This is a genomic window from Psychrobacillus sp. Z3-81 (genome assembly GCF_056620325.1).
In genome coordinates this window covers 112,429-128,089 of the sequence record NZ_JBWQPU010000002.1, presented here as the reverse complement: position 1 = coordinate 128,089, position 15,661 = coordinate 112,429, and the positions used below count along the sequence as shown (strand labels likewise).

The following is a 15,661-nucleotide window of genomic DNA, read 5'->3' as shown; positions in this document are numbered from 1 at the left end:
CTTTCTTACCTCGGTTTTAATCTTTATTTTATGCATTCAATTTAAGTGTGAAGATGTAATTTATTAAAAGCTTTTTCCGTAGTTTCTCTAAGTTTGTTCTAAATTAAACACAGGAAGTCTTAGGTAGAGTAATCAACTTTTCATACCTGCAAGATATTAGTTTACATAATATTATTATTTTAAATTACTTTATCAAATAACAGTTAAAAGCTCCTTGGTAGAGGACTGTCCTCTTCTGGTCTCTCTGTTATAAAACGCCTTGCAATTACTTTTTGCAAGGCGTTTTTGTATCTGTATCCCTTATACCGTCTGTTGCATTTTTTCCTTTGCCCAGTCATATGGACCTTCAAAAGTATTCAGCTTTCCGTCTTGAAGCCATGCGGTTCTAGGAAACAGCTTATTTAAGAAATACCGATCATGCGAGACGGCGAGTATGGTACCTTGGAAGTCGTCCAATGCCTCTTCTAGTACCTCTCTAGATTCAATATCCAAATGGTTCGTTGGCTCATCCAGTATCAATAGGTTGATGTCCTGGTGCATCAGCTGCGCTAAACGAAGACGCATCCTTTCTCCCCCACTTAAATCCTGGAACCTTTTAAATACATCTGGTCCATAGAACATAAAATTGGCCAGTATATGCCTTGCATCAGCCTCTGTGACCTCTACCTCGTCACGAAAAACATCTAGCACTCGCTTCTTTGGGTCTTGAATCGCTACGTGCTGTGAAAGATAACCCACTCTTACATTACTTCCTAGCATAGCGGTTCCCTCTGTAATAGGCAGTTGTCCTTGAAGAATGTGCAGGATAGTAGATTTACCGGTTCCGTTTCTTCCCACGATGGCCAATCTGTCCTTCCAAAAGACATGGAGGGAAGCGGAATTTAATATTGGCTGGTCTCCATAGGAAAAGCTAGCATCTATCATTTTCACGACTTCCTTACCACTCCGCGGGGCCGCTTCGAAGGTTAAGGCCATTTTTTTCGGATCAATCAAAGGCTTCCGAACCTTAACCATTCGCTCTAACGCCCTTTCCATATTTCTGGCTTGTCGATGAAGTCCTTCGTTAGGAGGAACCGCTTCATTTGCCCATTGTCTAAGTCGTTTAATTGCTTCCTGCATTTTTTTGATTTTTTTCTGTTGCTCTTCGTATTCCTGAAACTCCCTTAATAGCTTTTCTTCTTTTTCTTTTACAAAGGCAGAATAATTACCATGATAGACGGTAATCTCTCCGTCCTCTAAATCAGCAATCTTCGTCACAACTTCATCCAAGAAATATCGGTCATGTGATACTAGGAGGATCGTTCCGTCATAGTCACGTAAATATTTCTCTAGCCACTCCACTGCCAGAACATCTAGATGGTTCGTTGGCTCATCAAGCAACAAAAGGTCTGGTTTGGTAAGTAGCATCTTCCCTAGCATAATTTTAGTTTGCTCACCACCGCTGAGTTGGACGAATTCTTGCCCAACAAAATCCGATAGCTCTAGCCCATTTATTATTTTCTCAATTTCGCTTTCGATTATATATCCACCTTCATTTGCAAATTGCTCCTGAAGGTTTCCATATTTGTTTAGGAGTTTTTCAAGCTCTGCTGGATTAGCCATCGCCATCTTTTGTTCAAGCTGCTTCATCTGAAATTCAATCATTTGAATTTCTTCGAAAGCACCCTTCAAAATGTCTAGGCCTGTTATATCTGGACCGTAATTAGGAATTTGAGCTACATATCCAATTTTCGTACCCTTTTTAAAATGAATACTCCCACTATCCACATTTTCCATACCGGCAATTAATTTAAATAGAGTACTTTTGCCTGTTCCATTTCTTCCGACTAATCCAATTCTATCCCCAATCTTTGTTGCAAGAGACAGTTTTTCAAAGATGGTGTTTCCACCTAGCATTTTACTTATATTATTTATTGTACATATCATGATTATCGCTTCCTTTTCCAAGCTGGAAGCATTTTTCTGCATACAAAAAGACTGCCTGGTAAGCAAGCAGTCTTCATACGTGTAGAAAAGATGGCTTATCAGCTGTTATTTATGATGATTTATTTGCTTAAAAAAGGGCAGACTGGTCCCGTTGGCAGCAAAATCATGCATAATCGCACAATTAATAGAAATAAATTCCAATATGAAACTGTGCGATTTAACAGCTTTCTTCATCCTTCTACACCTCCGATTCTAAATAGTATTCATATCATATCATATTTCTTTTTGTATGGCAATTCTGATTTTATTGATAACCGTCAAAGGTCGGATCGTTTGTATGCTTTTCACGATTACCTATATCATTTTCCCTATTTACTTCTTCGTTGCCCCCCACATTGTCAGCATCCTTCCCATTCAGCTGTATTTCCTCGTTTGGTGGCTGGTTGGAGTTTCTATCTACTCCACAGCCGGTGATGAACAAACAAACGGTCATCAAAAGCATTAGCAGTTGCTTCATTTTAATCACCTCTTGTGTTAGGTTGCGAAGGATAAGGATATTTATCCATAAAAAAAACCAGCAAAAAGCTGCTGGTTTACTCCTCGATATCAAAATAAATTTCACCCTCGGCCTGTAGCTCTTCCCCGTTTTCAAAATAAACGGTAGTACGAAGTATAAGCTTCACGAACTCATCCTCACCCTCAGGAAGCCAGCGCTCATCTGGCATTATTTCAAACGGCATCATTTGTGTGTCCTTAGATGCTACGCCGCCTACAAGCTCGATGGAATGCTTGGAAACAACCTTTTGCTCTCCTTCTGTCATTTTAAAAACTTCCAGCTTAATCGTATCGATACTATCCGAGTCATGGGCTCCTTCAATATAAATGGTTCCAGAGAGATTAATTCCATGCTCGATGAACGGATGGTCCACCGTGGTTTCTATCCTCATTTCCCCTACTTCGATACGTGATTTAAATTTATTGGCCATGCTTCTCAATCCACCTTGTGATTTGTATACTCATAATGATTTTCTATAACAGGCTCAAATTTGTTATAACGTCTTTTAAATAACATATACAAATGTGTAACAATTACCTTTAATATGGCGTATCCTGGAATCCCTAAAATTACACCAGGTACTCCGAACAATGCACCCGAGGTAATGAGGACAAAAATGATGGTAATAGGATGTATATGTAGGGATTTCCCCATAATTTGTGGGGAGATAAACTTCCCTTCGATTAATTGCACAATGGTCCAGACAATCGCCAAGCTTACAAGCATTAGAGGCGAGGAAACAAGTGCAATGATTGCAGCAGGCGTTATGGCAATAACAGGTCCCAAATAAGGAACCACACTTGTCACCATCGCAATAACCCCTAACAGTAAAGCATAATCCATTCCAATAATCGTGAATCCGATGTAAATCATCAATCCAATACACATGGAAACAAGAATCTGTCCTTGAATATAGGAACTGATTTGACGATCGATACTTCCAAAAACCTCGGATAAGTCATTTCTCATTCTAGGAGGGAAAAGCTTAATTACGTAAGCTGGTAGCTTTTCTCCGTCCTTTAACAAATAAAAGACGATAAACGGAACTGTTACAATCGCCAGAACAAAGCTTGCCAAGAACCCAACTAACGAGGAAATACCTGATGCGATACCAGTGAATGTATCTTGGAAAAATCCTCCCAGCTCTCTTGGGAGATCATTCAATATAGTTGTAACGTCACTTTCAACTTGTAAATAATACTCACTAATGAAAGAGGTTCTTAAAAAACTATCTAATAAATTGATAAGCTGAACAAAATAGTTCGGAAGCTCTTCTGTCAGCTTAAAGAACTGACTCTTCAGAAATGGGAAAACAAGGAAAACTAATAGAGTGATTAAGCCTGCTAGAGCGATGAAAATAATGAGAATACCCCATACTCTGCGAATCTTTATTTTCTCCAGCAGTTTGAGTAAAGGTCTGAGCAAATAATAAAGAATGACCGCCAATATACCAGGCAAAATAACATTCCCTAGGAAGACGGTTAGCGGAACGAAAATAAAAGATATTTCATCATATACCCATATAACTAGCCCTATTAGTAATAAAAGAAACAATGTAAATACAGTATTCTTACCGCCTAGAAATTTTATGTATCTAGTTGAAAAAAAAGACGATTTCTCTGGTTCCAAGTTCTCTTACTTCCTTTCCTTTTACTTTTCTATTTTAAACTAGGAAGAAGAAAGATAACTTCCTTCCTCCTTAGAAAATAGCCTATTTATCTAAAAAATCATGTAAAGCAGCACTGTTTTTTTCTTTATCGATTACCATAACAGAACCAGCATGACTATAGTTTTTGAAGCTGTAACTGCCTTCTATTGGTAAGGTCAGTTTATCCATCTCGACCTTACCACTAACCGCAATGTCTAGCACTCTCTTTATTTTATCAGTTCTTGTCATATCTGTTTCAATAAATCCCTCGGTAGCTCCTACGAATTTTGGAACGTTCTTTAAATTCTTCACGGAAAGCAACTCGTCTTTTAGAGCCTCTAATACGATTTGTTGTCTCCCAACACGACCAAAGTCACCTTGCTGGTCAGCTCTAAATCGAGCATATCCTAATAATTCCTTCCCAGATAAATGATGTGTCCCTTTTGTTAAGGTCACTCCAATATGCTCTGACATATCCTGTTCAACTTCTATTTCTACTCCATTGGGTGCAAGGATGTCTACCATCGACTCAAAATTTTGGAAATCGATTAAGGCATAGTGATGAATTTCTATATCAAACATACCTCTTAAGGTGTCTGCAAGTAAATCTGCTCCATCAAGATAATATGCGGTATTTAGCTTATATGATTGGTAGCCTGGAATCTCTGCATATATATCACGCATAAAAGACACCATTTTTATATCGTTTTCTTGTTTATCCCACGAAACTAACATCATTGTATCCGTTCGGGACTTTTCTTCCCCTCTGGAATCAACTCCCAGTACGAGGATATTCTCTCTTTCTCCCTTCTCCCATACATCCCCGTTAAAGCTAGCGACCTCTTTTTCTTGATCGCTCGCAAGCTTATACCCACTGGAATATTGAATGAAGGAATACACGCCACCAAGGACGAGTGATAGGAGAATAATTGTTGTGATAACTCTGCCGACTCTAAGCTTTTTTTTCGGCTTATGTCTTTTTTGTCTTAGTTGTTCTTCTTCCATTGCTTCTCAACTCTCCTTTAATTATATAATAACGCATTTAAGCCAAATTTGTTTCAAAATCTATTTAACTAGTGGTAAAATCATTTTACTATATTAGGGGGAATGAAAATGTTTGAAAAAGCAACATTTGCTGGTGGCTGTTTTTGGTGCATGGTAAAACCATTCGATTCTTGGGATGGGATACATAAAGTGACATCGGGATATATGGGTGGACATATAGAAAATCCAACGTATGAGGATGTAAAAAAAGGAACATCTGGACATTTAGAGGTGGTGGAGATTCAATTTGACCCTGCTGTGTTTCCATATGAACAATTGCTAGAGGTTTATTGGCAGCAGATTGATCCTACCGATGCATACGGGCAGTTTCATGATAGAGGAGAAAGCTATACGACCGCGATATTCGTCCATTCGGAGGAGCAGCGTCAAATAGCTGAAAAGTCTAAGGCCGATCTTGCAGCAAGTGGCAAATTTTCAAAGCCTATCGTGACAGTTATCCGTGATGCTGAAACGTTTTATGTAGCGGAGGATTACCATCAGGATTACTATAAAAAAGAAGAAGCACACTATAAGGAAGACCGTAAAAAGTCGGGCCGCGATGAATTTATTGAAAAGCATTGGGGCTAATATTCGAAGAAAAGACGGGCTATTGGCTTGTCTTTTTTTATTCAACCTACAGAAATGGTAAGCCAATGCTGACTTGAGTCATAAAAAGCCGGGCAAGTAATTCCCAACAAGGTATTGCTAATATATATACAAGCTACCGGCTTTTTGAAGTTTTTAGTGGAGAACTACTGTATAAATCCAAACCTCGTTTTTACAAACGCCCCTTTTTCATTAGTCTCTACAACTGCATAAGGAATTCCAAAAACTGTGTAAGCAACAACTTCAGCAGTCTCTTGAGAATCACCTTGCAATGAAACACCGTATGAGATAATAATTAACCTCTCCAGAGCGTTTTCTAAAATTAAATCTGTACTGGACAATGCATCTAACACTAACTGTTGATCCTCCTCTCTAAAATCTTCTGGATTAGTTTGTAACAGATATGGCGGAATAAATGCTAAGGAACCTACAACTAGTAATGCAAATAAAACCTTTATGAATGTTTTCAAAAACATCCCCCCTTGAGTCAAAAGATTTTCACTATTCTTATTAGTACGATTCTGTTTCTTAAAAGTTCATGATCTTCTAAAACTAAAAAAGACATCCAAGTGGATGCCCTTTACCATTACTAAAGTTGATGTTCAGGTTTAATTATTTAAATACACAGTCCCACATAAGCTTAATACGTACTCTAGATCGACATCTTGTTTTAAATGTTTTGGAGTCCATGGTATGTGTATATCCGGTAAAACTCCGGTTTCGTTGCAATGATATTTATCATTCATTTTGGAAATACTATAAATTAACTCGTAATTTCCATAATCTTTTGTTACAACATTCGCGTAATCTATAATGCCCATTGTGGCTCTCCCGACTACCGTTACTTTAGGTGAGAGTTTTGCATTTTTGACAAAGGTATCACCGGAGCTACCGCAGGTTACATCTGATAGGATATACACATTCGCAGGACGCTCTCTTCCGTTTATGATATAATCCATTTCCTCACGTACAGGTAAAAGCCCTTGTCCTCTGTATGATTGAAATTTCTTTATTTCATTTACTATCCATGTTCTTGTTTCTTGGTCCAGGGGTTGCTCTAAATATTCACTTAAGGCCGTAATCCAAAGATCACAATTATTCTTCGTATAGTTTGTATACATCATATCATCTTGTTCTATGAAATCTTTGATATTGACTCTTTTGTTAAAAATAAAATCTAACAGTGGGAAATAAAATAAGTCATTGCCCCCTCCGTTCACTCGGACATCAATTATTAAGTTTTGCGCTTCGTTTAAAGCATGTTGGTTTTCTGTGACTATCCTTTGAATAGGCTCGCTCTGTTCAAAATCAGTCAATTTGATGTAAGTGGTTTCTGGGTTCAATTGTGTAAATGAATACTCTGGCACTTTTTTGGGTCTTGGGTAATTCTTTAAATCGATTGTATAGATTTGCTGATTCCTCTTAAAAGTAATCGAATTCACCAAAGTTAAAGCTGCATTCCAATATTGTCTTTCATGAATCGTGTCTTCTAAAATCTTGAAATGTTGTTTCTCAAATTCCTCAATTAAAAATCCATCTAACTTAACAATTTCATCCCCAATTTCCATACGCTGTTCGCCATGGACCTCTGTCACATACAGTGCATTCTTGTAACGACGTACTTTAAACCCTTTAAATGGTGTTGTACCATTCTTCGTTTTAAAAGAAAGATGGCCATCCTTAAAATCTAGTAAATAGCTTTGTATCGTTTGAACAAATGCTGTTTCGTCCATTTCATCTGTAATAAGATAATTGTTAGGGCAGTTGATCGCTTTCTTTTCCTCATATCCCGCATAATCGTTTGCTAGCACTTTTACAATATCCTGAAATATTTCTGTTTTTGTAGCCATTTAATCCCCCCATTGCAAATATGAACAGGTAAATTATACCATCAAACAGATTCGAATATTCAATAAATTTATAACATTTACATTTTATGTAGATGGATTAAACTATTCACCTATAAAATAAAACATCTGCGCTGAAATGACATAAAATAATGGATGTTGAATAGTAGCCACTTCCTCTATCTCTAATGTACATCTTCGTCTATTTGAAAATGAAAGTTGGATTTTTGCTACCGCTTCTCCATTCTCATAAAAATGAACCAGCCGATTCTCATTAATTGTCGCTTTCATTTGAAGATTAACCCCTTCTATTTTATAAGTAGGAGTAATAGCATCTATTCCTTCCGTTTCAGCATAAAATGTTTCTTTATTTATTGTTAGAATGGACTTAGAGCGCTTAGAAAAATAATGCTTCTTATGAGAGGTCGCTACTACATTCCCTGACGAGTCTATACCCTCAAACTCGCAAAACAAGCGAAACTCACCAATCCAAGCATCTATGAATTCTTGAAATATAGATTGATACTTTCGATACGTTGTATAAGCCACTTGGTTTTCGTCATTAAATATATGAATATGTTCCTTGCTTCCTTTTACAGCAGGTAGCTGGTACGTGTATGTATGCATGATAAAATCCCTTTCCACCATTTAACGATGATAAAATCTATGTACGTTCCATAACCCTGAAAGTTTCATACGACAGGATAATAGGCAACTTATTACCCCTGCTTTTTCCGAATATGCTCTGTCCCTTTAGAGTTCAGAGTTTTCTTAAACCCTTCTGTAACAACGATTGATAGCTTTTATGTTGTCTACATGGTATAATAATATCATTGTGAATTTTAGGAGGTAAACCCATGATAGCTGTAAGTAACGTAAGTCTTCGTTTTGGAGATCGCAAACTTTTCGAAGATGTAAATATAAAATTTACCCCTGGTAACTGTTATGGATTGATCGGTGCAAATGGTGCTGGTAAGTCAACATTTATCAAGATTTTATCAGGAGAGCTTGAGCCTCAAGAAGGAAACGTTATTATGAATCCGAATGAGCGTCTTGCTATTTTGAAACAGAACCATTTTGAATACGAAGAATATCCAGTTTTAGAAACTGTCATCATGGGACATAAGCGCTTATATGAAGTGATGAACGAGAAAAATGCCATCTATATGAAAGAGGATTTCTCTGATGAGGATGGTATGCGTGCAGCCGAGCTTGAAGGTGAATTCGCTGACTTAAACGGATGGGAAGCAGAATCTGAGGCTGCTATTCTGTTACAAGGACTTGGAATTCCGGATAGCATGCATCAAATGAAAATGTCTGAGCTTACAGGTTCTGAAAAAGTAAAGGTCCTTCTAGCTCAAGCGTTATTCGGTAAACCAGATGTATTACTACTGGATGAACCTACCAACCATCTAGATATCAAAGCAATTCAATGGTTAGAGGATTTCCTTATTAACTTTGAAAATACTGTTATTGTCGTATCCCATGACCGTCACTTCTTAAACAAAGTATGTACGCATATTGCGGATTTAGATTTCGGTAAAATTCAAGTCTATGTTGGGAACTATGATTTCTGGTATGAGTCTAGCCAACTTGCATTGAAATTGACTCAAGACCAAAACAGTAAAAAAGAAGAGAAAATTAAAGAGCTACAGGCCTTTATTGCTCGATTCAGTGCAAACGCATCGAAGTCCAAGCAGGCTACTTCTCGTAAAAAAATGCTCGACAAGATTCAATTAGATGATATCCGTCCTTCTTCTCGTAAGTACCCTTACGTAAATTTTTCAATGAAGCGGGAAATCGGTAACGATGTGCTTCAAGTACAAGATTTAGGTTATTCAATAGAAGATAAAAAATTATTCTCTGGTATGAACTTTACGATGAATAAAGACGATAAAATCATTCTTTTAGGCGATGAGCTAGCAAAATCAGCTCTTTTACGTATTCTTGCAGAAGAGGAAGAGCCACAAGAAGGATCAATCCGTTGGGGTGTGACAACTTCAAGAGCATACTTCCCATTAGATAATGCGAAGTATTTCTCTGGTACAGAGAATTCACTAGTAGACTGGTTACGCCAATACTCACCTGACGATGAAAGTGAAACTTTCTTACGCGGATTCCTTGGTCGTATGCTATTCTCTGGTGAAGAAGTGAAGAAAAAGCCTTCTGTTTTATCTGGAGGAGAAAAAGTTCGTTGTATGCTATCTAAAATGATGCTTTCTGAATCGAATGTATTATTGCTAGATGATCCTACGAACCACTTAGACCTTGAATCTATTCAAGCACTTAACAACGGCTTAATCGCATTCAAAGGCGCTATGGTCTTCACATCTCATGACCATCAGTTCATCCAAACAATCGCAAACCGTGTGATTGAAATTAAAGAAGATGGTTCTATTCTAGACAAACAGTTAACATACGATGAATTCCTAGAGTGGAAAGAGCAACAAAACTTAGCGTAAAACATATAAAGCTATCAAGACCTTGTCTTGATAGCTTTTTTATATGGCTGACATCTAGCTTCTGCGCTGTTATATATATTGGAGCAAGTAAAAAAAGCGATGATTTTTCCAACAAAATGGAGATACTTGCAATTCTACTAGGTTTACTTGCAGTCACCTTCTAATTACTTGCACTTTCTCATATTTTACTTGCGGTAGCCACCTTCATACTTGCGTTATTGCTAAGTTTACTTGCGTTTGTCAACAGCAATAAAGTTGCATACACCTATTTAGCTTATAGCTAGACTAACTGTACTGTCTTTTCATGCAATATCCATAATAAAAAGACCTAAGTATTCCTCAGGTCTTTGGGTTGCCATTATTTTTTTGTTTTTTTAATAAATCTCCCTAGCAGTGAACGAGCTGGCAGTTTTCCAAGCAGGGTATCCCCGGTCTCCGATACTTTTTTCAATGTATTGAGGAGCTTGTCCTCTCCTGCCCAATGCTCTTCGATTACTTCGGGAGTAAATTTATTGAGCAGCATATTAATAACAAAAGAAGCTACTATCAAATCATCAATAAACCCACCAGGTCCAACCAACCCTTCTGGTAACACATCAATCGGAGTAATAAAATATAAAATAGCACTTCCGATTAACGTCTTACTCTTACTATCAATTCGATCATCCAGCATTGACTTAATCAATAAGTGAAAAAAGTCTGGTGCGAATAATAGATAGGGTGTAAACTTTCCTGCCTTCGTTGATTTAGATTCAACGTAATTTGTAATTCTTGCGCGAAGTTTTGTATAAAAATCCTGTTGCTCCTTATAGGAAGGTAACTCTTTCTTTAATTCCAACGTAACTCCCCCTCTCTTTTCTTTCACTATACCAGATTTACATCCGAATGCGCTATTACGGGGGAATTCCTTATTTTTCAATTTTATTTAGGGTGAGATAATCTCTCAGAGCATGCTGAAGTGTTCCATATGTTTTCGTCTCTTCATTGAACTTTACTCCCAAGCGAATCATATTTCGGACTACCTCTGGACGTAGGCCAGTGATGACTGTATTGCAGCCCATCATGGAAGTACCATAAATAGTTTTCATTAGATGCTCGATCACTTCAGGCTCCATTTCTGCGATACCAGACAAATCAATGATTAATGTTTGAATATGAAGTCTACCAATTTCTATTAACACTTTTTCTTCAATAATGGTGGTTCTAAAAGTATCTACTGTTCCGATTAACGGCAGGATACAGATAGATTGAGTAATTGGAATAATTGGTACTGACAAGTTTTCTACTACTTCCCGCTGGGACATAATAAGTGCATCTTTATATGTAGAATAATTGATAAAAAATTCATTTAAGAAATAATCTATGTTGTTATTAAGCTGTTTTTCAATATCGAATAGCTGCTCAATCGTTAAATCATGGCTATTTTTTTGATACCTTTGAAGGAGATTCCATAAGGTTCGTCTAATAGCCTGAACCCATTCTAACTTAAATGATAAGGTTAAGGAATATGTTGCCCAGGCAATTCCCTCTTGTTTAGCAAAAGCTTTCAATTCATCCTCTTTATTACCATCTAAGATATAACCTACCAATCTATGGGCGTTGTTAATTAAATCTATATCACCCACTCTTAATATATCATTAATTTTATCACGAACATTGACAGCTTGATCAAGCAAGGCATTCTCAAAATCCTGTTTAGAGTAAATAAAATAATCCTTCACTTTTGAATCAATTACTTTGTCAATCATTGACAGTTCCCCCTAGTCATATAATCCTTTTAACTATATACCCCAGTTATCGACAAATAAACATAAAAACATGAATAATTTCACGAATTTCTAGCAAATATATTAAAATAATAAAAGATTTCAGGATATCTACTCTTTTATTTCCTACCATTTAGAAAAAAGAAGCTCATCTCTTTGATGAGCTTCTAAGTATTTTTATAGTTTTACTACATTTGCAGCTTGAGGTCCGCGGTTACCTTCAACCACTTCAAACTCTACGCTTTGTCCTTCTTCTAATGATTTGAAGCCTTCACCTTGAATTGCAGAGAAGTGTACGAATACGTCGTTTTCACCTTCTACTTCGATGAATCCAAATCCTTTTTCAGCGTTGAACCATTTTACTGTACCTTGTTTCATACAATTACCTCCAAAAATAAAATTAATCAATATGTGAAAATGAAAAATTCACATATTCCATGAAGTACCGACATCACATCATCGATCACTACATGGGATATGTGAATAGCAAATGCGGTTCTTTTCACTATAAAACGTTATTTAAATTATAGCATTTGGATAGAAATAGTCAATAAATATTTATATAATTCTAAATCGTTTATTAGGAATTCTTCCAAATAACTCCATGGTAAATTTGTAAATCATCTTCGCAGTCTTTACAATAGCACTGTTCTTTGATATTCCAGAAAGCCCAATATCTTTGTTCCTTCTGTTTCTCTTTTTCGAAGGGAAATTTGCTACGTAATTTTTTTAAAAGAGTACATAAATAATCTTCCGCCTCCGCTTCGTCCTCGAATGCCGTGCGCTCAATAATATGCTCTTCCCAGCCTTCAAATTGCCACCAAGGCTCATAATCCGCTTTCATATAAATAATTTCGTACATTATATCGCCTCTAAACATTTTTATTAATACATATTTTACCCATTTCTCAAAGATTGTCTACTTTAATGACTCGTCGAGACAATTTAAATTGAAAAACATGTCAGGATACGTTAAGTTATAATAGTAACAAGTCGCTACTCGAATTTCCGAGTTATTTACACCAAACAACTGAAACCTTCTAACCAGTGATTCGTATAATGTAATGTATATTTAAGGAGGTTACCGAATATGACACAAATTTTACTTACTATTGTACGTCATATGATCAATTTTCCAATCATGATTACATCGTGGTTCCTATTTTTCTTCCCTCTAGATTTAGGATTTGGGATAAGCTCTCTGTTATCGATTGCTGTCTATCCTTTATCTAATTTTACAATAAAAAAAATACAACATACTTCGATTAGGAGAAAACATCAGCTTAGTCCCTCTGAGTATTATCATATTCAAGCGCAAATTAAGGAAGCAAACGAGAAGGTTCGTTCCCTTAATAGTCAGTATTTAAAGGTCCGTTCTATCAGTGCTTTTAAACAATTATTCGATCTCAGCAGGCTTGCAAAGCGAATAATTGCACTGGTGAAGGCGAATCCTAAAAAGTTCTATCAAGCGGAGAATTTCTTCTATGCTCATTTAGATTCTGCCGTAGAGCTGACAACGAAATACACATTTTTAGTTAGTCAGCCTACGAAGGATAAAAATATGAAAATCGCCCTACAAGATACCAGAGAAACACTGGAATCTTTAAATACTGTATTAGAGGATGATTTAAAGCAGGTCTTAGCTTCTGATATCGAAAATTTGAAGATGGAGCTAGATTTCGCCAAGCTTTCTGTTTCTAAAAAAGAACCTCTATACTTAAAAGGAGATACAGACCATGAACGAAAAGAATACAAGTGATGATTTATTAATGAATGAACTGCTCTCCAACCCTTTTCAGATGGAAGCAGCTCCTCAAATGGAACAAAAGCCTGCACAGTCTACACCTGTTATGCTTATTGATCGTCTATCAGATGCTGAAAAAGAAAAAGCTAAACAATTGGCCGCACAAATACCTGCTGGAAATTATGAAGCGATTCTTACCTATGGAGCAAATGCACAAACAGAGCTTACCCGCTTCTCTCACCAAATGCTTGACCATGTTCAGAAAAAGGATATTGGTCCTGTAGGAGACATACTAGGAGAGCTTATGAACAAGCTTTCTGAAATTAACCCAGAGGAGCTTTCCCAAGAAAAAAAATCAGGGATAAAAAAATTATTTAAGCGAGTGAGCCGCTCTGTCCAAGAGCTGATGACTAAATACCAAAAGCTCAGCACTCAGATAGACCGAATTGGTATTCAATTAGAGCATTCTAAGAGAGGGCTTGTGGAAGACGTTCAAATGCTTGATAAGTTATATGAACAAAACAAAACGTATTTTCAAGCACTGAACGTGTATATTGCTGCCGCAGAATTAAAAAGAGATGAAATTCTGAACGTTACGATACCTGAGCTTAAAAGAAAAGCAGAACAGTCCAACGATCAAATGGCTTATCAGGAAGTAAACGATATGGCCCAGTTTGTCGATCGTTTAGAAAAGAGAATGTACGACTTACAGCTTTCTAGACAAATTACGATTCAAAGTGCACCTCAGATTCGTATGATTCAACAAACAAACCAAACACTTGCGGAGAAAATCCAGTCATCTATCATGACATCCATTCCGCTTTGGAAAAACCAAATAGCAATTGCATTAACGCTCAACCGTCAACAGAAAGCTGTCGAAGCACAAAAGCAAGTTACCAAAACAACGAATGACTTGCTATTAAAAAATTCAGAAATGCTGAAGGTAAATAGTATCGAAACAGCAAAAGAAAACGAAAAAGGCATCGTGGAAATCGATACATTGAAAAAGACACAAGAAAACCTTTTACAAACAATCGAGGAAACAATGCGTATACAAGCGGATGGTCGTGTAAAACGAAAAGCAGCCGAACAAGAAATTGCCCGTATGGAAGAAGAACTAAAACAGCGATTATTAATGATTGCGGAGCAATCAAAGAATAGATAAACTAAACAGCTAGACTCCCCTCCCCTTACAAGGATAAAAGGGCGAGACACATAAAAAAGAACCCATTTCCTCACGGAATTGGGTTCTTTTTTGATGGATGAACAATTGCATCATGAATGTTCCCTATATATAGCTTTATTCTATTTTCCACTTGACGTTAAAATAACCCCTCACATCATCACCCGTAAGAATAATTTTATAGACGCCAGGTTTACTGGCAACATATTGATTTTCATTTGTATTTATTCCTATCCAACCAATTCTCCTATTATTTTCATCCGTCATATGGAAACCTATACCACCGCCATTACGATTATCATAATCCATTCTATATACCAATGTTTCTCCTACCTCTAGGTAAATAGGGATTTCGTGGTGTCCGTTGAAGTAGTCAAAAGTGGCTTCAAAGGAAGTAGAGCTTCTCACTTCCTCCCAACCTTTTTTCTCTGTAAAGTTAATATTAATCAAGACTAAAAGAAAGATAGGAATTATAAAAGAAAAGATGTATCTAAATCGTTTAGAACGAAGGGAAATGGAAGAACCAAGGTAAATAATCAATGACATAACAGATCCCCAAATAGCTAACCATATAAAAATTATATAGATTAGTATGGGAACAAAAAATACAAATCCAACGATTATATATAGTAGAATTTTTAGGGTTTTACTTTTAATTGCTAATTTATTTATGAATAAGTCAATAAAAATAGTGAAAAAACTTAAAGCGATAGCCCAAATAAAAAATTTAGAAATATCTGCAACAATTTCATACATATCTAATCCTAGTAAAAGCACTCCGTAAATAAAAATCATAAATAATAAAAACCCAGCCCCTGCTAGCTTTGATAATAAATACGGCAAAGCTTTTATAAGATCTTGCTTTGTTACAACCATCCA

The 15,661-nt window shown here is 36.5% G+C and carries 18 protein-coding genes; 4 read left to right on the top strand and 14 right to left on the bottom strand.

Annotated features, from left to right (window positions below; translation table 11 throughout):
- Positions 1–300 precede the first annotated feature (300 nt).
- The 6 genes from abc-f to AC1ECF_RS02725 all read right to left on the bottom strand — a co-directional run bounded on the left by abc-f (position 301) and on the right by AC1ECF_RS02725 (position 5,135).
- Complete coding sequence (abc-f, locus tag AC1ECF_RS02750) at positions 301–1,926, bottom strand: ribosomal protection-like ABC-F family protein (RefSeq protein WP_480387864.1); 1,626 nt, start codon at positions 1,924–1,926, stop codon at positions 301–303.
- A gap of 105 nt (positions 1,927–2,031) precedes the next feature.
- Positions 2,032–2,160, bottom strand: a complete 129-nt coding sequence (locus AC1ECF_RS02745) for an RAxF-45 family protein (protein ID WP_480387863.1) — start codon at positions 2,158–2,160, stop codon at positions 2,032–2,034.
- A gap of 70 nt (positions 2,161–2,230) precedes the next feature.
- Positions 2,231–2,443 carry a hypothetical protein gene (locus tag AC1ECF_RS02740; RefSeq protein ID WP_480387862.1) on the bottom strand — a complete coding sequence of 71 codons (213 nt, stop codon included), beginning with the start codon at positions 2,441–2,443 and terminating at the stop codon, positions 2,231–2,233.
- 76 nt (positions 2,444–2,519) lie between these two features.
- Positions 2,520–2,912 (bottom strand): sporulation protein, encoded by a 393-nt coding sequence (locus tag AC1ECF_RS02735; protein WP_480387861.1) that lies wholly within the window; start codon positions 2,910–2,912, stop codon positions 2,520–2,522.
- Positions 2,913–2,917: 5 nt separating this feature from the next.
- Positions 2,918–4,111, bottom strand: coding sequence for an AI-2E family transporter (locus tag AC1ECF_RS02730; RefSeq protein WP_480387860.1), 1,194 nt, complete (start codon positions 4,109–4,111; stop codon positions 2,918–2,920).
- An 82-nt stretch (positions 4,112–4,193) separates the two neighbouring features.
- Positions 4,194–5,135: an LCP family protein gene (locus tag AC1ECF_RS02725; protein ID WP_480387859.1), complete on the bottom strand. Its 942-nt coding sequence runs from the start codon at positions 5,133–5,135 to the stop codon at positions 4,194–4,196.
- A gap of 108 nt (positions 5,136–5,243) precedes the next feature.
- Between AC1ECF_RS02725 and msrA the strand changes: the two genes are divergently transcribed.
- Positions 5,244–5,762, top strand: coding sequence for a peptide-methionine (S)-S-oxide reductase MsrA (gene msrA, locus AC1ECF_RS02720; protein ID WP_480387858.1), 519 nt, complete (start codon positions 5,244–5,246; stop codon positions 5,760–5,762).
- Positions 5,763–5,926: 164 nt separating this feature from the next.
- Here the strand turns inward: msrA and AC1ECF_RS02715 are convergent, their stop codons facing one another.
- From AC1ECF_RS02715 to AC1ECF_RS02705, 3 genes are all read right to left on the bottom strand, one after another.
- Complete coding sequence (locus tag AC1ECF_RS02715; RefSeq protein WP_480387857.1) at positions 5,927–6,250, bottom strand: hypothetical protein; 324 nt, start codon at positions 6,248–6,250, stop codon at positions 5,927–5,929.
- A gap of 138 nt (positions 6,251–6,388) precedes the next feature.
- Complete coding sequence (locus tag AC1ECF_RS02710; protein ID WP_480387856.1) at positions 6,389–7,630, bottom strand: S41 family peptidase; 1,242 nt, start codon at positions 7,628–7,630, stop codon at positions 6,389–6,391.
- Positions 7,631–7,732: 102 nt separating this feature from the next.
- Positions 7,733–8,254 carry a tubby C-terminal domain-like protein gene (locus AC1ECF_RS02705; RefSeq protein WP_480387855.1) on the bottom strand — a complete coding sequence of 174 codons (522 nt, stop codon included), beginning with the start codon at positions 8,252–8,254 and terminating at the stop codon, positions 7,733–7,735.
- Positions 8,255–8,484: 230 nt separating this feature from the next.
- Here AC1ECF_RS02705 and AC1ECF_RS02700 point away from each other — a divergent pair, with 230 nt between their 5' ends.
- Positions 8,485–10,089 carry an ABC-F family ATP-binding cassette domain-containing protein gene (locus AC1ECF_RS02700; protein WP_480387854.1) on the top strand — a complete coding sequence of 535 codons (1,605 nt, stop codon included), beginning with the start codon at positions 8,485–8,487 and terminating at the stop codon, positions 10,087–10,089.
- Between the two features lie 358 nt (positions 10,090–10,447).
- Here AC1ECF_RS02700 and AC1ECF_RS02695 read toward each other — a convergent pair whose 3' ends face one another.
- The 4 genes from AC1ECF_RS02695 to AC1ECF_RS02680 form a co-directional block, all read right to left on the bottom strand.
- Entirely contained in the window at positions 10,448–10,927 is a 480-nt protein-coding gene (locus tag AC1ECF_RS02695; protein WP_480387853.1) for a YkvA family protein, read from the bottom strand.
- A 70-nt stretch (positions 10,928–10,997) separates the two neighbouring features.
- The gene (locus tag AC1ECF_RS02690; protein ID WP_480387852.1) at positions 10,998–11,837 is read right to left on the bottom strand and encodes an STAS domain-containing protein; all 840 of its coding nucleotides are present in this window, start codon (positions 11,835–11,837) and stop codon (positions 10,998–11,000) included.
- Positions 11,838–12,032: 195 nt separating this feature from the next.
- Positions 12,033–12,233: a cold-shock protein gene (locus AC1ECF_RS02685; protein WP_480387851.1), complete on the bottom strand. Its 201-nt coding sequence runs from the start codon at positions 12,231–12,233 to the stop codon at positions 12,033–12,035.
- A gap of 202 nt (positions 12,234–12,435) precedes the next feature.
- Entirely contained in the window at positions 12,436–12,717 is a 282-nt protein-coding gene (locus AC1ECF_RS02680) for a DUF1033 family protein (RefSeq protein WP_480387850.1), read from the bottom strand.
- Positions 12,718–12,945: 228 nt separating this feature from the next.
- Between AC1ECF_RS02680 and AC1ECF_RS02675 the strand changes: the two genes are divergently transcribed.
- Positions 12,946–13,614, top strand: a complete 669-nt coding sequence (locus AC1ECF_RS02675; RefSeq protein ID WP_480387849.1) for a 5-bromo-4-chloroindolyl phosphate hydrolysis family protein — start codon at positions 12,946–12,948, stop codon at positions 13,612–13,614.
- Positions 13,592–14,764 carry a toxic anion resistance protein gene (locus tag AC1ECF_RS02670; RefSeq protein ID WP_480387848.1) on the top strand — a complete coding sequence of 391 codons (1,173 nt, stop codon included), beginning with the start codon at positions 13,592–13,594 and terminating at the stop codon, positions 14,762–14,764. Before AC1ECF_RS02675 ends, AC1ECF_RS02670 begins: the two co-directional genes overlap by 23 nt.
- A gap of 135 nt (positions 14,765–14,899) precedes the next feature.
- On the opposite strand, the gene AC1ECF_RS02665 is transcribed toward AC1ECF_RS02670, so the two are convergent.
- Complete coding sequence (locus tag AC1ECF_RS02665; protein WP_480387847.1) at positions 14,900–15,658, bottom strand: hypothetical protein; 759 nt, start codon at positions 15,656–15,658, stop codon at positions 14,900–14,902.
- Positions 15,659–15,661: the final 3 nt, after the last annotated feature.

What these genes read in the sequence shown, in the direction of transcription:
- AC1ECF_RS02675 (WP_480387849.1), top strand. Translation starts at nt 12,946, where the DNA reads ATGACACAAATTTTACTTACTATTGTACGTCATATGATCAATTTTCCA.
- AC1ECF_RS02735 (WP_480387861.1), bottom strand. Translation starts at nt 2,912, where the DNA reads ATGGCCAATAAATTTAAATCACGTATCGAAGTAGGGGAAATGAGGATA.
- AC1ECF_RS02700 (WP_480387854.1), top strand. Translation starts at nt 8,485, where the DNA reads ATGATAGCTGTAAGTAACGTAAGTCTTCGTTTTGGAGATCGCAAACTT.
- abc-f (WP_480387864.1), bottom strand. Translation starts at nt 1,926, where the DNA reads ATGATATGTACAATAAATAATATAAGTAAAATGCTAGGTGGAAACACC.
- AC1ECF_RS02680 (WP_480387850.1), bottom strand. Translation starts at nt 12,717, where the DNA reads ATGTACGAAATTATTTATATGAAAGCGGATTATGAGCCTTGGTGGCAA.
- AC1ECF_RS02670 (WP_480387848.1), top strand. Translation starts at nt 13,592, where the DNA reads ATGAACGAAAAGAATACAAGTGATGATTTATTAATGAATGAACTGCTC.
- msrA (WP_480387858.1), top strand. Translation starts at nt 5,244, where the DNA reads ATGTTTGAAAAAGCAACATTTGCTGGTGGCTGTTTTTGGTGCATGGTA.
- AC1ECF_RS02665 (WP_480387847.1), bottom strand. Translation starts at nt 15,658, where the DNA reads ATGGTTGTAACAAAGCAAGATCTTATAAAAGCTTTGCCGTATTTATTA.
- AC1ECF_RS02725 (WP_480387859.1), bottom strand. Translation starts at nt 5,135, where the DNA reads ATGGAAGAAGAACAACTAAGACAAAAAAGACATAAGCCGAAAAAAAAG.
- AC1ECF_RS02740 (WP_480387862.1), bottom strand. Translation starts at nt 2,443, where the DNA reads ATGAAGCAACTGCTAATGCTTTTGATGACCGTTTGTTTGTTCATCACC.
- AC1ECF_RS02710 (WP_480387856.1), bottom strand. Translation starts at nt 7,630, where the DNA reads ATGGCTACAAAAACAGAAATATTTCAGGATATTGTAAAAGTGCTAGCA.
- AC1ECF_RS02745 (WP_480387863.1), bottom strand. Translation starts at nt 2,160, where the DNA reads ATGAAGAAAGCTGTTAAATCGCACAGTTTCATATTGGAATTTATTTCT.
- AC1ECF_RS02690 (WP_480387852.1), bottom strand. Translation starts at nt 11,837, where the DNA reads ATGATTGACAAAGTAATTGATTCAAAAGTGAAGGATTATTTTATTTAC.
- AC1ECF_RS02705 (WP_480387855.1), bottom strand. Translation starts at nt 8,254, where the DNA reads ATGCATACATACACGTACCAGCTACCTGCTGTAAAAGGAAGCAAGGAA.
- AC1ECF_RS02685 (WP_480387851.1), bottom strand. Translation starts at nt 12,233, where the DNA reads ATGAAACAAGGTACAGTAAAATGGTTCAACGCTGAAAAAGGATTTGGA.